Below are 14,690 nucleotides of genomic sequence, written 5' to 3'. Positions count from 1 at the left end.
ATGGTCGGACTGCTGCGCGAACTGCTGACGGATATGGCCGTGCCGCTGCCCGTGCAATACGAACTGCTCCATCCCGGCTATGCGAGCCTGCATTATCCGGCCGACCGGAAGCAGTACCGAATATACGGAGGCCCTTATTACGATCCCTATCAGGAGATTCGGCAAAGCGTTGCCTACCTGCGGCGCAACAATTTCGTGATCCGGGCGGACCATCTGCCGACGGTCTTTGTGCGTAAATGGCAGTCCGAGCCGCCGCCGGGGTGGTATCATTACCTGACGACCCCAGACGATACGGACCTAATATTCCGCCTGCGGGAAACGCCGCGCCACGATCATCTTTCGCTCAAGGTGTTCGCATACGCCTATGCCGTAAGGCATGATATGTGGGCGGGAGGTCGGGAAACCCCGTCGGGGGCCGACGCGATAAGGCGGTTCCGGCAATTCCGGCAACTGTTGGAGATGATAGCCGCCCGGCGGGAAGCGGGGGAGCGGGTGGAATCGTTCGACCTGATGGATTTCGACGGGTACGATAAAATACTCCGCCAAAATAGATAGAATAAAAGATTTGTTTTTGTCTAAAAGATTGTGTATCTTTGTATTGACGCATAGAAATGCAGCAAGGCGCAAAAGGTGAGCTACTTATCGGTGACCTAAAAAACCAAAGAACGCCGTAACATATTGATACATAACGGAAAGAAACCCAAGGTTCGGTTTCCGTTTTCCGCTCCAAAGAGGTCAAGATGACCTCTTTTTTTGTTGCGCAAAGCGACGTAAATAGAAGTAAATGATCCTGTATATCAATGATATGCGGGATTATTTCGTTCTCCGGCCATAGCAAAGGCGGGCACATGAAAGCTGGTCACCAAAGTGCTTAAACGTGGTACATGGGTATGAGCCGAGGAAATGTACCACGCGAATGGTGATAATGCGCTGAACGACATCGGTTTGATTTAAGGTCTATGTGATTAAGTATTCGTTTTGCGGCGAAAAGAAAGGAGCGGCTTATTTTGAATTGCTGTTTTTGGGGTTGAGAATCTGACGAATAAGTTGCAGTCTTCGTTGCCGGGCACGAAAGGCGCATTCGGTTCGGGGTTCGCGGTCGGTGTCTCCTTGGACGGCTTCATCATACCCGATCGGGAAACGACTGGTTTCATGATGCAGTCCTACGGGTGTCAGGCCAAAGGAATGCCGGTCAGGGATACTTTCGGCGCGGCGGAGCATGCGCCTTAGATATGCGGCAAAACCCGAGGCATGGGGGCTTTATGCCCCTGGAGTAAGGACGCAGGGGTTGGAATAGGGGCGTAGGGGTTCGGAAGCGGTAAAACTTGACCAAACTGTCGCCTATTTTGAGACGATACGGGCTGAAAATGGAAAAAAATGAGTTATCTTCGTAAAATCAAAACTACCCAAAAAATAATGAAAAAAATACTTCTTCTACTCTTGGGGACCTGTACCGTTGTCGGAGCACAGGCTCAATGGCAAACACTTTTCAACGGCAAAAACCTGAACGGCTGGAAGACGGTCGCTGGTACGGCCGAATACCGGATCGTCGACGGTGCTATCGAAGGCATCAGCAAGACGGGTACGCCGAACACCTTTCTCCGCACGGACAAGGAGTATGGCGATTTCATCCTGGAGATGCTGTTCCGGGTCGACGAAGGATTGAATTCGGGCATTCAACTGCGCAGCCACCTGACCGACGGCCGTGTGCGGGGCTACCAGTACGAGATTGATCCGTCGGCGCGTGCATGGTCGGGCGGCATCTACGACGAGGCGCGCCTCGGGTGGCTTTATCCGCTGACGACCAATCCCGCGGCGCAGCGCGCTTTCCGCCACGGCGACTGGAACAAAGTCCGCGTGGAGGCGGTCGGCAATCGCATCCGGACCTGGATCAACGGCGTTCCGGCAGCGGACGTGCTCGACGCGCAGGATGCTTCGGGTTTCATCGCCCTGCAGGTGCATGCCATCGGCAAGCCCGAACTGGCCGGCAAGAAGGTCTGCTGGAAGGATATCCGCATCCTGACCTCCGGACTGGAGTACGAACTGTCGCCCGAAACGGGCATTGCGCAGCATAACTGCATTCCCAATACGATCTCGGAGCGTGAGAAGGCCGAAGGCTGGAAACTGCTGTGGGACGGTAAGACGACCGACGGCTGGCGCAGCCACAAGGGCCCGCAGTTCCCCGGCAAGGGCTGGCACGTCAAGGACGGCATCCTGACGGTCGAAAAGGCCGACGGCGCCGAATCGGGCAACGGCGGCGACATCATCACGACCGCAAAATACCGGAATTTCATCCTGACGGTCGACTTCAAGATTACCGAAGGCGCCAACAGCGGCATCAAGTACTTCGTGAATCCCGACATCAACAGCGCCAAGGGCGGTTCGGCCATCGGCTGCGAATACCAGGTGCTCGACGACGCGAAGCATCCCGACGCCAAGCTGGGCGTGAACGGCAACCGCAAGCTGGGTTCGCTCTACGACCTCATTCCCGCTCCCGCGGACAAGCCTTTCCGCAAGGGATTTTTCAACAAGGCGACCATTGTCGTTCGAGGCAACCACGTCGAGCACTGGCTCAACGATGTCAAGATTATCGAATACGAGCGCAACAATGCGATGTGGGACGCGCTGGTCGATTACAGCAAGTATAAGGACTGGGTGAACTTCGGCAACTTCGAGAGCGGCCATATCCTGCTGCAGGACCACGGCGACGAAGTCTATTACAAGAATATCAAGATCAAGGAGTTGGACTAAAAGCTGAGCACGATGGCAGACAAGAAGATGTCGCGCAGGAGCTTCCTGCAAAACACGGCCCTCATCGGAGGGGCCGCGATGATTCCCTCGCTGCTCATGGGCGGCAATGCCGGGAACGGAACCAAAAAAATGGCCTCGCCGAAGGTGGTAGGGGCTAACGAAAAGGTCGGCATCGCGTTGATCGGAATCGGCAACCGCGGCGCCGAGGTGGCGAAAGAACTTCATAAGACGGGTCTTTGCAGCGTCGTGGCCCTCTGCGATGTGGACATGGGCGCCAAACATACGCAGGAGGTCGAGGCCATGTTCCCCGGTGTGCCGAAATACCGCGATTTCCGCAAACTGTTCGACGAGATGTCCGGCAGGATCGACGCCGTCATGGTGGCGACGCCCGACCACAGCCATTTCCCCATCTGCATGGCGGCCATGCGCGAGGGCATCCATGTTTATGTGGAGAAACCGCTGGCCCGCACGTTCTACGAGTGCGAACTGCTGATGGAAGCCGAGAAGAAATACGGCGTTGTGACCCAGATGGGCAATCAGGGGCACTCCGAAGCCAACTATTTCCAGTTCAAGGCGTGGAAGGACGCCGGGATCATCAAGGACGTTACGGCCGTTACGGCCCACATGAACAACCCGCGCCGCTGGCACGGCTGGGACCCCAAGATGACGAGCTACCCGCAGGCCGAACCCGTTCCGGGGACACTGGATTGGGAGACATGGCTCTGCGCGGCGCACGAACACGCTTACAACCACGACTACCACAAGGGGCAGTGGCGCTGCTGGTACGATTTCGGCATGGGAGTGCTGGGCGACTGGGGCGCGCATATTCTCGACACGGTGCACGAGTTCCTCGAACTGGGCCTTCCCACGGAGGTCAATCCCACCTACCTCAAGGGACACAATCCCTTCTTCTATCCCATGTCGTCCACGCTGGTCTTCCGCTTCCCCGAGCGCCGGCAGATGCCTGCCCTGGACATTACGTGGTACGACGGTCTGGACAATATTCCCTCCGTGCCCGACGGCTACGGCGTGTCGGAGCTCGATCCGAACATCCCGACGGTCGCCGGCGGCAAGATCCAGCCTGCGAAACTCAATCCGGGCAAGGAAATTTATTCCGAGACGCTGACCTTCAAGGGCGGTTCGCATGCGAGCACGCTCTCGATCATCCCCGAAGAGCGGGCGAAGGAGATGGCCGGAAGGCTTCCCGAGGTTCCCAAAACCACGTCGAACCACTATGCCAACTTCCTGTTGTCGGTCATGGGCAAGGAGCATACCCGCTCGCCTTTCTCGGTTTCGGGGCCGCTGAGCCAGGTCTTCTGCCTGGGTGTCGTGAGCCAGTGGACCGGCGAAAAGATTCTCTTCGACCGCGAAACGAAGCAGATCACCAACAATCCGCTGGCCAACCAACTGCTCTGGGGCGCTGTTCCCCGCCGCGGCTGGGAGGAGTTCTACAAACTGTAACCGGTTGCGCCATCCGGCTGCTTTGGCGGCCGGATGGCGTTCGGTTTAAATCATGCAATCAATGAAAGATACCGTAATAACGGCGCGGGCGAAACGGCTGGAACTCGGCTTGATCCTCGGCTGTTTCGTGGCCGCCTGCCTGGTCAACGTCTTCGCCATCGTCCGCTACGGCACGCATTGGTCCGAACTGTTCTCGCAGATCGGATATGTCGTGTGCGTCGCCGCAGTGTTCTACCTGCTCGTGTGGCTGGTCCGGCTGGTCGTGCGGTTGTTTTGGCGCAGGAAGTAGACCATGGAATTTGTTTACAGCGCCAAAAATCCGCAGGCCCCGGTGGCTTATGCTACGTTTGAGGCGATGCATACTGTCCTGGAGGCGGTGCTGGCGGGAGTCGGCGAACCCGAGGCCCGGCGGCTGTCCGGGGAAATAGAGCGGCTCGTGGAAACGCTCGACGCGAAGCTGAACCGGCACGACGACGGGAGCGTTTTTGCGAAGATCAATGCTTCGCAGGGGCGGGAAGCGGTTGCACTCGACGAGGAGACCTTCGTCATCCTGCAACTCTGCGAGGTGTTCCGCAAGAGCACGGGCGGTTATTTCGACATCGCAGCCCTTTCGGAGCGCGGAAACACTCCGGCCTACCGGCTCGATCCCGTTACGCGGAGCGTCACGTTGGCCGGAGACGGCGTCGTGCTCGACGCGGGCGGCTTTGGCAAAGGTTATGCGCTCGACCGGGTGAAGAAACTGCTGACCGACGCCGGCGTCGGGAGTGCCCTCGTCAATTTCGGGGACAGCTCCGTGACAGCCGTCGGTTCGCATCCTTTCGGGGATTGCTGGCAGGTCGCGGCGACGGCCGGCGGGGGAACGTTCCGCCTCAGGGAGGCTTCGCTCTCGTTTTCGGGGCTGCGGCCCGACGGGCAGGCGCACATCGTCGACCCGACGAACCGCCGGATGGTGTCCGAAGGCGGCGTCATTGCGGTCGAGGGCCGCTCGGCCTTTGTCTGCGAAATAGTATCCACGGCGCTTTACGCCGCACCCCGTGGGGCGAGGCAGGGGATCGTCGCGGAATTCGAAGGGTATAGCTACACGGAAATAAAGCAAGATACGGAATCATGGATAGAAGAGAATTTATGAAACGAATCGGCACGCTGGGCGCCGCCGGGATTGCGCTGTCGGCCGTTCCCTGGCTGAAGGGGTGTACTGCGGCCGGGCAGGACGAGATCAAGGGCGGCCGTGTGCGCTTCGGCATCATCGGAACCGGTTCACGCGGGCAGTACCACATGCGCAACCTGCTGTCGGTCGTCAATGCCGAGATCACGGCCCTTTGCGACAACTATGCGCACAACCTCGACCAGGCGTCGGGGATCGCTCCCGGGGCGAAGCGCTACGACGACCACCGCCGCCTGTTGGAGGATCCGGAGGTCGATGCCGTCATCATCGCCGTGCCGCTGCACCTGCATCACCGGGTGGCGCTCGACGCCTTCGGGGCTGGAAAGCACGTGCTTTGCGAGAAGGCCATGGCCTACACCATGGAGGAGTGTCTCGACATGTACCGGCAGGGCCGGGCGTCGGGGAAGATCTTTTTCGTGGGACAGCAGCGGTTGTTCGATCCCAAGTATATTAGGATCATGGAGTCGGTGCGCAAGGGCGAACTCGGTCCCGTGGTGAATGTCCGCAACTACTGGTATCGCAACAACGACTGGCGGCGGAAGGTTCCTTCGCCCGAACTGGAACGGCACATCAACTGGCGCCTCTACCGCGAATACTCCCGCGGGCTGATGACCGAGTTGGCCTGCCACCAGTTGCAGAACGGAACGTGGGCCATGGGAATGCTCCCTACCCAGGTCATGGGTACGGGTAACATCGTCTACTGGAAGGACGGCCGCGAGGTGTTCGACAGCGTCAGCACCATCTACACATTCCCCAACGGGGTCAACATGACCTTCGAATCGGTGATCGCCAACAAGCATTTCGGCATGGGCGAGCAGATTCTCTGCAAGGAGGGAACCGTCGACCTGGCCAACGGTCGCCTCTATGCCGAGAGTCCCCGTAAAAGGAGCGGCATCCGCCAACTGGTCGGGGAGATCGAGCAGGGTATTTTCAGCAACTCGGTTTTTGCAGGCACGAGTTGGTCGGCGGAGGCCGCTTCGGCCGATCCGGGCATTGCCATTATGCCGGAAGCAGTCGGGAGCGACGGTTCGCTCGAAATGCTCCAGTCCTTCTGCCACAGCATCCTTACCAACACGCAGCCGCCCAACGTCCTCGAAGAGGCTTACTATGCGTCGATTTTCTGCCTGCTGGGCGACGAGGCGATCCTGCAAAACAAGATTCTGGCCTTGCCCGACGAGGTCCGGATCGACTATATTTAGCGGTCCGGCCCGGGGCCCGGGCACTCCGGAACGCGGGCCGTCCCGACGAAGAACACCCCAAAAGTCTCGTATCCGACTTTTGGGGTGTTGTTTGAACTATAATGGAATCAGGAGATTACGCGCATGGGCCGGGAAAACGGTCTGTGGGTTCGGAGTCCCTGATTCGGTTGCTTCGGAACCGATCGGGAAGTCGGCGTTTTCGCAGCTACGGCAGGGCGGTTTGCCGCGTTGGGAACCGAATGTAGCACCAACTTTGCTATCTTTGTTCCAAAACAGATGCAGATGGAGACACTTTCCGATTGGATCGGCAGCGTGAACGACGTGCTGTGGACCTATGTGCTGGTTGCGGCGCTGCTGGGATGTGCTGTGTGGTTTACCCTGCGTACGCGGGGCGTACAGTTCCGCCTGCTGGGCGAAATGATGCGCGTATTGGGCGAGTCGGCCGGAAGCGGCCCGAAGGGCGAACGGCACGTCTCGTCGTTCCAGGCCTTTGCCGTGTCGCTGGCCAGCCGCGTCGGTACGGGGAACCTCGCGGGCGTGGCCACGGCCATTGTGGTCGGAGGTCCCGGTGCGGTCTTCTGGATGTGGGTGATCGCCCTCGTGGGGGCCGCGAGCGCCTTCGTCGAATCGACCCTCGCGCAGCTTTACAAACGCCGCGGGCGCGATTCCTATGTCGGTGGTCCGGCTTACTACATGGAGCGCGGCCTCGGGCGGCGGTGGATGGGTGTGTTGTTTGCCGTGCTGATCTCCGTAACGTTCGGATTCGCTTTCAACTCGGTGCAAAGCAATACGATCTGTGCGGCGTGGGAGGGGGCTTTCGGGATCGACCACGTGTGGGTCGGCGTCGTGCTTGCGGTGCTGACGCTACTGATTATCTTCGGAGGAATCCACCGCATTGCGCGTGTCAGCAGCGTGGTCGTCCCCGTTATGGCGCTGGGTTACATCGTGCTGGCGCTGGGTGTCGTGCTGTTCAACCTCGGGCGGCTACCCGAAGTGCTGGAGCTGATCGTCGCCGACGCTTTCGGATGGGGCCCGGCGCTGGGCGGCGCGGTCGGCGCTGCGCTGATGCAGGGCATCAAGCGGGGACTTTTCAGCAACGAGGCGGGTATGGGCTCGGCCCCGAACGTCGCCGCAACGGCCCACGTTTCGCATCCCGTGAAGCAGGGCCTGATCCAGACCCTCGGGGTCTTTACCGATACGCTGGTCATCTGCACCTGTACGGCTTTCATCATTCTGTTCGGCGGCATTCCCGATGCTTCGCTCAACGGCATTCAGTTGACGCAGGCGGCTCTGGTGAGCGAAATCGGCCCTGCGGGAGGCATATTTGTCGCCGTGGCGATCTTCCTGTTCGCCTTTTCATCGATCATCGGCAACTACTACTACGGCGAAGCCAACATTCGTTTTATCACTCCGCGTCCGTGGGTGCTGACGCTCTACCGCCTGTTGGTGGGGGCGATGGTGCTGTTCGGGGCTTTGGCGACGCTCGACCTGGCGTGGAGCCTGGCCGATGTGACGATGGCGCTGATGACATTGTGCAACCTTGCGGCGATCGTGCTGCTGGGCCGTCAGGCTTTCCTGCTGCTGGCCGACTACACTTCCCAGAAGCGGCAGGGCATCAAAAATCCGGTCTTTACAAAAGACCGGATTCCTGAATTGAAAAATAAAATCGAGTGCTGGTAGCCTGCTGCCCGATGCGGGCTGCGTCTAGTGGAAAAGCCGGTAGCCGACGATGATCGACCCGCGCATGTGCAGCATCTTGTAGTCGAAATATTTGGTGTCTTTCTGGAAAATGTCCAGGAAACCCATGCTGACGCGGATGCCGATATTCAGGCGGTTGTAGAGCGTGTGCTCGTAACCCACCATTACGCCGGCGTCGAAGTCGCGCAGCGAAGAGGTGAACGACATGTTGATCGGTTCGCCGCCCTTTTCGATAATGACCTCCACCTTGTCCGGTTCGCCGCCCGAATAACCCTTCGTGGCCAGCGTCTCGAACTCCGCTTTCAGGTTATAGGAGAAGTAGCCCCCGAAAAGCAGGCGCGATACGTGGTTGTTGAAGGTGTATTTGGCGTAGAACGGTACTTCGAACATCGTGAACGACATGTCCATTTTGGCCGTACCCGTGTAATATTGGAGCAGTCCGGCCTCCTGGTCTTCGTATTTCTGGTTCGAGACGCGGGCGTCGGCCTTCATTCCCACGGTCTTGTAGATGAAGTTGGCCCCGAGGCTCCAGCGGTCTTGGAGGCGGAATTCGGCGAAGACGCCCATGTCGAGGTTCAACTGCGGGTAGGGGTTGAACGTGCTGGGGATATACTTGAACGGCACGGGAATGGCGCCGCCGATGTCGGTCCCGATCAGTACGCCTGCGCGGAAAATATTGCGGTCCGACGAGATCAGTTTCTGGCGCGCGGGTTTCAGTTCTTCGGTCCGGGTGCTCGTTTTCGCCGTTTTTGCCGACGGGTTTTCCGCTTTTGCGGCCGGGCCCGAGAGCAGGGCGAACGTGCAGGAGAGTATTGCGATATGTTTGAGTCTCATAACTTGCTGGCTGTATTTTAGTAATTAATCACGAAGTGGTCTACCGATAGTTTGCTGTCGAATGCGCCGATGAATTTGTCGCCGTCCTTGCTCGACGACATCACCACAGCGATATGCGTCGGCGTAATGTCGGCGTACTGCGGGTCGTATACCATCGGAAGCGTTATTTTCGACCACTCCTTGTAGGGGTTGTTCGCGCCGTCGATCACCAGTTCGGCGCGTCCCAGGACGGTGATGTCCTCCGACCCCTCGGAATTTCCGTCGTAGTCGATGGCTCCGTTGCCGCTCCAGCGCAGCAACTCCACCCAGATATGGCCCTTGTCCACGCCGGCGATGTCGTGGATCACATATTTATTGTTTTCTTTCGTGGCCTCTTTCATCTGGGGGCCCGGAACATACTTCACCTCCATCGAGAACGAGGTGGGCCGTGCCGTGTAGGGGATGCCGAACTTGGTCATCTTACGCGGCTGGGTGATGTAGCTGAGGTTGAAGTTGAACAGACCCGTGTAGAGCGTTCCGGACGCCACGACGTAGCCGTAGAGCATGGTGTTCTGGTTCGAGGTCGTCATTTCGGCCGCCAGCGTTCCGTCGGCACGTTCGACGGGCATGGTTCCCGTTACGCCGATGTTGAACAGAGTCAGGTTGGCCGTACCCCATCCGTAACCGGCGCCGGGCGTCGGGTCGATGGTGTAGGTCCCGCTGTTGATGTTCTTGAACTCGCCCCAGAGTTCGAAATCGCTGTTGTCGATCTGGACCTCCACGGGTTTGTCGACGTAGACCGTCCAGGTTTTCGTCACCTCCTCGTCCTGCGACGTGACGGTCAGCGGAATCTCGTGGTTGTAGTTGTTGATTGCCAGGATGCCGTTTTCCAGTCCGGTGACGGTGGCGCTCTCCGAGGTTTCGATGGAGACAGTCGCATAGAACGGCGGAACTCCTTCGATCTCCATCCGGATACGGCTGGTCTCCGGTTCGATTTTCACCGCCGTGAGCGAGCCGCCTGTGATTTTGCCGACCAGGAAGCTGGTGATTTCGGCCTTATGGCCCGTTGCCTGCGACTCGAGGTCGATGGTCCACTGCTGTTCGGTCCCGTCTTCGGCGCGCACCGTGAAGGTCTTGGTCGAGGTCAGCGACTCGAACGTGAGCGGCGTGTCGTAGTCGGCGATCTGCTGTTCGACGACCGTTGCCCCGGAACTGCTCAGCTTCATGATCTTGTTGGTCAGCGTGAGCGGGAAGGCTTTGGGCCCGGCCGTGATCTTCAGCGTGATACGATGGCTGTTGTTGTCCGCGACGACCGATGTCGAGTACAACTTCATCCGGTTGTCTTTCGAGGTATACGCATACGAAAAGTTCGATATGCCGGTGTCCGAAGATGCTGCGGCGTTCTTATCCTTGAGGTAGAGCGTCCAATTGCGGCTTTGCTGGCCGTTACTGGTCTTGACCGTGATCGTCGCCGTATTCGTGACGTAGGTGTGGTTCGACGATTTCACGGTGCTGGTCGATCCTTCGGGAAGTTCCAGCGCGAAGGTGAGTTTCAGGTTGATCTTCTCTTTCGGGTCGATGGCCGCGCCGTCGATCCTTCCGACCGGGACGGTGATGCGGCTGTTCTCGTGGTCGATCTCCACCTGGTCGGTATCCACGCCGATGACCTCGTTGCCCGGGGTGCTGGTGTAGGCCGAGATGGTGAGGCCGAGAATGTCGGTGTTCAGCTCCGGAGCGAGGGCGATCGTCCAGCTTTTGGCCAGTCCCGATATTTTGTCCACGATCCAGAACTGCTTGGTGTCGGTGTAAGACTCGAAGGTGTAGCTGTTGTCGGCGGGAGCCCCGAAGAGCGCTGAGTTGGCATGGACGGGCACTTCGACCGTAGCCTTGACGGGGAATTCCATCGCACGGGCCACCGGACGGATCATCAGGTTGATGCGTCCTCCGATTTTCGACACGTTGAATTCCGTGGTGGCTCCTGTGAGCTGGGCCGTTCCCGCCTGGAACTTGATTTTCGAGGTCTCGGGCATCAGGCGTTCCACCTGGTCCTCGGTCAGCGAAGCCGTGCTCCCGTTGTCGGTCTGGGCCACGATTTCCGAACGGAAGGTCCAGGTTTTCGTGAGGCCGCTGGCGGCTTCGACCGTGTATTTCATCGTGCTCGTCTTCTCCTCGAAGGTGAGTGTCTCCGCAGGGATTTCCGCTCCGTCGGCCCAGTCGGCTCCGTCGGATAAGGTAAATTCCGGTACGAACGACAGCGGATAAGCGGCGGAGCCCAGTGCCTGGAAGACGATCTCGGAGTTAACCTTGTCGATGCGGGCATACGGTGCGGCCAGCATCTCCGATCCCTCTCCGGCCGTGACGCCGACCCGTGCGATCTCGGCCGACTCGTTCGACTGGGCGTCGACGATCTGCAGTTTCCAGCGCGTAGTGGCGCCGCTGGAAGCTACCGTGTAGAGCTCACGGACGTGGTTCTGGTTGTCGAAGGTGAATTCGTTCCCCCCCCCCGTCGAATCCGAGTATCTGCTTACATCCCGATTCGGTCTTGATATCCAGCGAGATGGTGATCGGGAAGAGGTATTTGCCGTAAATAATCGGCAGTTCGATGACTTCGCCCTTGATGACGGGCTGGTCGAAAATTACGCGGTCGGGATCGGCCGTGAGGATGGAGATCTCCTCCACCCGGGCCGAGTCGCTCAGTTGTGCTACTTTTTCGCACGAGATGAGCCCGGTGCTCGTTACGATTGCCAGGCACAGGATGCGATGCAGACGGGAGGTCAAAAATGTCATATTTAAAATTTTCAGGGGTGAACCCGCCGCGGTTTGTTTGCCGGAACTTTTATAAACCGGATACACCCGGCGGGGAGGTTATACATTGGGTAAAAAAATCGGTCAAAGGTATCAACTCTTCCCCGAAAAACAGCGTTTCGGTTTCGGTTTTCAATGAACCGGCGGTTTTTCATCACGAACAGGCCGTTTCTTCCGGATCGGCGCGGCGACGTGTGTCATCCGGAAATAGCGTATGCCGATTCCGGGGCGTAACGAATGGATACGCCCCGGAAAATCGGATAGGTTTACTGAAAAAATGGGTTCGGGATTCGGACGGGATCTACGCCGTTCAGTGGGTTACTCCACGAATTTTCGCGTCAGGCGCCAGCGCTGCATGAGCCATACCACGAGCCAGCTTACGGCGAAGGCCCCGCAGGCGATCAGCGGGATGCGCACCAGTGCGGGAAGACCCGGAATCTGCTGCACGAGGTCGTAACCGGCCTGCACGAAGATGAAGTGGCAGAGGTAGATGCCGAACGTTGCGCCGGCCAGCCGCGAGAGCCATGCGCGGGGTTTCGCAGCGGCTTTCTGCACGAGGATAAAGACCGGGGCGGTCATCAGGAAGACGTTGATGCCGGCGAAATACCACACGATTTCGAGGTAGGCGTAGTTGCCCGGGAACTCTTTCTGCATCATCACATAGCCCAGTCCCGTGATCAGGTAGCCGATGAGGAACGCCGGGATGCAGATACCCAGCGTCTTGCGCCAGCTCCACGCGGGCGGGAATTTCACGAGGTAGAAGGCCAGCACGAGGTAGCCCGCGAAACCCGAGACGTAGTAGAACGTGCCGAATTCGTTCCAGTCGCAGACGCCGTAAAGGCCCATGTTGCCGTAATTGCCGGCATAGCCCAGCGCCGGAGCCAGCATTTTCAGGTAGGGCAGCAGCAGCGTCAGGCCCCAGATGCCCAGCACGATCCGCAGATCGCGCTGCGAGGCCCGTTCGAGCCATGCGCTCATGATGGGCAGGATGAAATAGAGGCCGAGGAGCATGTAGAGATACCAAAGCGGCGTAGTGTCGTAGGTGAAATTGAAGACGAAGGTCCACATCTTGCGGAGCGTGGCTTCACCGGTGAACAGCGCGGGGTCGATCGCCGGACTGGCCGAGCCGACGTAGCGCATGTAGAGGAAATAGAGAACGGGCAGCGCCAGCGACCAGAAGACCAGCGCCACGAGGATACGGCCGATGCGTCGGCGGTAGAAACTCCCGGCGTCGGTCCGCACGGGCAGCAGCAGCACGCCCGACATCATCACGAAGAGCGGTACGCAGGCTCGGACGAGGCTGCCGGCCAGTGCTCCTTGCAGGAAGGTCGCGCGGTCGCTGTCGAATACGGCGACGAAGGCGTCGCAACTGTGGGAAAAGACCACCAGAAAGCAGGCGATCACGCGCAGCAGGTCCACCCAGCCGATGCGTTCGCGGGCCGGGACGTTGAGGTCGGGAAGTCGGTTCTTCATTGTCGTCGGGTATGGATTTCCGGCGAAGATAATAAAAAAATCCCGGACTGCTGCGCCTGTTTGCCGCTCTTCGGGGATGCCGGGTATTTAAAAAGCGGGAAATCCTCACCGGATCTCCCGCTTTCCATTTGCCGGTCGTGCCTAAAAGGTGTTGCGGCGAATCATCTGGAAGTCGCACTTGATCTTGGCGGGTGTCTTGTCGAGGATCATCCGGGCCACCAGTACGCCCATCTGCCGGAAATCGGTCGAGATGGTCGTCAGGCCGTTGAGGATGATCTCGTTGATCGGCGATTCGTTGTAGGAGATGATGCTGATGTCGCGGCCCACGCGGTAGTTGAGTTCGCGGGCGCGGCGTACCAGTTCGATCAGCCCGAGGTCGTACTGGCTGTTGAGGATCAGATAGACCTCCTTCTCGCGGATGATCTCCGGGGTGATCTTCGTGTGGAATTCCACGGCGATGTCGTTGTCGCGGCAGAACTGCTCGACGGCCTTGCTTACCGACGTATAATAGAGGCTCGACGGAAGCGTCACGACGTTGAGTTTCGAGTAGGTCTTGAGTTTCTTGAGCCCGTATCCCAGCCCTTCGTAGGCGTCGTTGGCAAAATCCTGGTAGACGGCGCCGTAGTTGCCCGGGTGGGCTTCCATCCAGTGGTCGACCATAATCAGTTTGCGGTTGGGAATGCGCGCGAGTATCTTCATGACGCGCTTCTGCGACGCGGCGTCGAGCGGGAAATGGGGCGTGATGACGTAGTAGTCGAACAGGTCGAGGTTTTCGTCGATGTAGTATTCGAGCAGTTCGACGTTCTGGTTATGGAGGCGTATGGTGATTTCGGCCGCGTCGCCGATCTCCTCGGCGAACGAGTTGAAAAGGACCTGCTTGTAGTTGCTCAGTTTGTCGAACAGCACGAGTATGTGGAGTTTGTCCGCCGCGCCCGTGGCCGCCACGTAGAAACCTTTGCCTTGCCTGGCGTCGATATATCCTTTGTTCCGGAGGATGGAATAGGCTTTCTTTACGGTTTCCTTCGAGATGTCGAGCAGCGCCGACAATTCGTTCATCGAAGGCAGCAAATGCCCCTCGGGATAGTCGCCGTTTCGTACCAGTTGTTCTACCTGTTCGACGATCTGTTTATAAACCGGAATCTGACTATCCGGATCGATTTTAATTTTTTCAGGCATGTCTGTCGCTTAAAAAAATGAAATAAATATTGGTTTGTTTGTTTTTTTGCTTATATTTGCACCACACTACACAACACCAATCAGAAATAAGCACCACACCCCACACCTTTTATGTTGTGGAATTACAAAGATATGAAAAAAACTGCTAA

At 58.3% G+C, this 14,690-nt stretch carries 12 protein-coding genes and 1 pseudogene; 8 read left to right on the top strand and 5 right to left on the bottom strand.

Features of this window, described 5'->3' with window-relative positions; all coding sequences use genetic code 11:
• From I2E69_RS12955 to I2E69_RS12925, 7 genes and pseudogenes are all read left to right on the top strand, one after another.
• A pseudogene (locus I2E69_RS12955) lies at positions 1 to 555 on the top strand (hypothetical protein); the annotation flags it as partial.
• Between the two features lie 858 nt (positions 556 to 1,413).
• Positions 1,414 to 2,751: a DUF1080 domain-containing protein gene (locus tag I2E69_RS12950; RefSeq protein WP_394369673.1), complete on the top strand. Its 1,338-nt coding sequence runs from the start codon at positions 1,414 to 1,416 to the stop codon at positions 2,749 to 2,751.
• A gap of 96 nt (positions 2,752 to 2,847) precedes the next feature.
• On the top strand, positions 2,848 to 4,212 hold the full coding sequence (locus tag I2E69_RS12945) for a Gfo/Idh/MocA family oxidoreductase (protein ID WP_410489116.1): 1,365 nt from the start codon (positions 2,848 to 2,850) through the stop codon (positions 4,210 to 4,212).
• Positions 4,213 to 4,273: 61 nt separating this feature from the next.
• Positions 4,274 to 4,501, top strand: coding sequence for a hypothetical protein (locus tag I2E69_RS12940; RefSeq protein ID WP_195461643.1), 228 nt, complete (start codon positions 4,274 to 4,276; stop codon positions 4,499 to 4,501).
• 3 nt (positions 4,502 to 4,504) lie between these two features.
• Complete coding sequence (locus tag I2E69_RS12935) at positions 4,505 to 5,341, top strand: FAD:protein FMN transferase (RefSeq protein WP_195461642.1); 837 nt, start codon at positions 4,505 to 4,507, stop codon at positions 5,339 to 5,341.
• A complete protein-coding gene (locus I2E69_RS12930) occupies positions 5,338 to 6,576 on the top strand; it encodes a Gfo/Idh/MocA family protein (RefSeq protein WP_229095520.1) in 1,239 nt (412 codons plus the stop codon). Before I2E69_RS12935 ends, I2E69_RS12930 begins: the two co-directional genes overlap by 4 nt.
• Before the next feature lie 282 nt (positions 6,577 to 6,858).
• On the top strand, positions 6,859 to 8,256 hold the full coding sequence (locus I2E69_RS12925; RefSeq protein ID WP_195461640.1) for an alanine/glycine:cation symporter family protein: 1,398 nt from the start codon (positions 6,859 to 6,861) through the stop codon (positions 8,254 to 8,256).
• 24 nt (positions 8,257 to 8,280) lie between these two features.
• Here the strand turns inward: I2E69_RS12925 and I2E69_RS12920 are convergent, their stop codons facing one another.
• Together I2E69_RS12920 and I2E69_RS12915 are read right to left on the bottom strand one after the other, a co-directional pair.
• Complete coding sequence (locus I2E69_RS12920) at positions 8,281 to 9,108, bottom strand: porin family protein (RefSeq protein WP_195461639.1); 828 nt, start codon at positions 9,106 to 9,108, stop codon at positions 8,281 to 8,283.
• Between the two features lie 17 nt (positions 9,109 to 9,125).
• Entirely contained in the window at positions 9,126 to 11,423 is a 2,298-nt protein-coding gene (locus I2E69_RS12915) for a PCMD domain-containing protein (protein ID WP_229095519.1), read from the bottom strand.
• On the opposite strand from I2E69_RS12915, the gene I2E69_RS15285 reads away from it, so the two are divergent.
• Positions 11,398 to 11,541, top strand: coding sequence for a hypothetical protein (locus I2E69_RS15285; RefSeq protein ID WP_229095518.1), 144 nt, complete (start codon positions 11,398 to 11,400; stop codon positions 11,539 to 11,541). The two genes, I2E69_RS12915 and I2E69_RS15285, sit on opposite strands and share 26 nt — an antisense overlap.
• Positions 11,542 to 11,544: 3 nt before the next feature.
• On the opposite strand, the gene I2E69_RS15280 is transcribed toward I2E69_RS15285, so the two are convergent.
• The 3 genes from I2E69_RS15280 to I2E69_RS12905 all read right to left on the bottom strand — a co-directional run bounded on the left by I2E69_RS15280 (position 11,545) and on the right by I2E69_RS12905 (position 14,541).
• Complete coding sequence (locus I2E69_RS15280; protein ID WP_229095517.1) at positions 11,545 to 11,874, bottom strand: hypothetical protein; 330 nt, start codon at positions 11,872 to 11,874, stop codon at positions 11,545 to 11,547.
• 336 nt (positions 11,875 to 12,210) lie between these two features.
• Positions 12,211 to 13,365 (bottom strand): acyltransferase, encoded by a 1,155-nt coding sequence (locus I2E69_RS12910; RefSeq protein WP_195461638.1) that lies wholly within the window; start codon positions 13,363 to 13,365, stop codon positions 12,211 to 12,213.
• Between the two features lie 141 nt (positions 13,366 to 13,506).
• Complete coding sequence (locus tag I2E69_RS12905) at positions 13,507 to 14,541, bottom strand: GntR family transcriptional regulator (RefSeq protein WP_195461637.1); 1,035 nt, start codon at positions 14,539 to 14,541, stop codon at positions 13,507 to 13,509.
• Between the last annotated feature and the right edge of the window lie 149 nt (positions 14,542 to 14,690).

It is taken from the genome of Alistipes sp. D31t1_170403_E11 (genome assembly GCF_015553985.1).
Lineage (GTDB): Bacteria > Bacteroidota > Bacteroidia > Bacteroidales > Rikenellaceae > Alistipes > Alistipes montrealensis.
The sequence above is the reverse complement of the archived record's forward strand: the minus strand, read 5'-3'. Positions and strand labels throughout refer to the sequence as shown.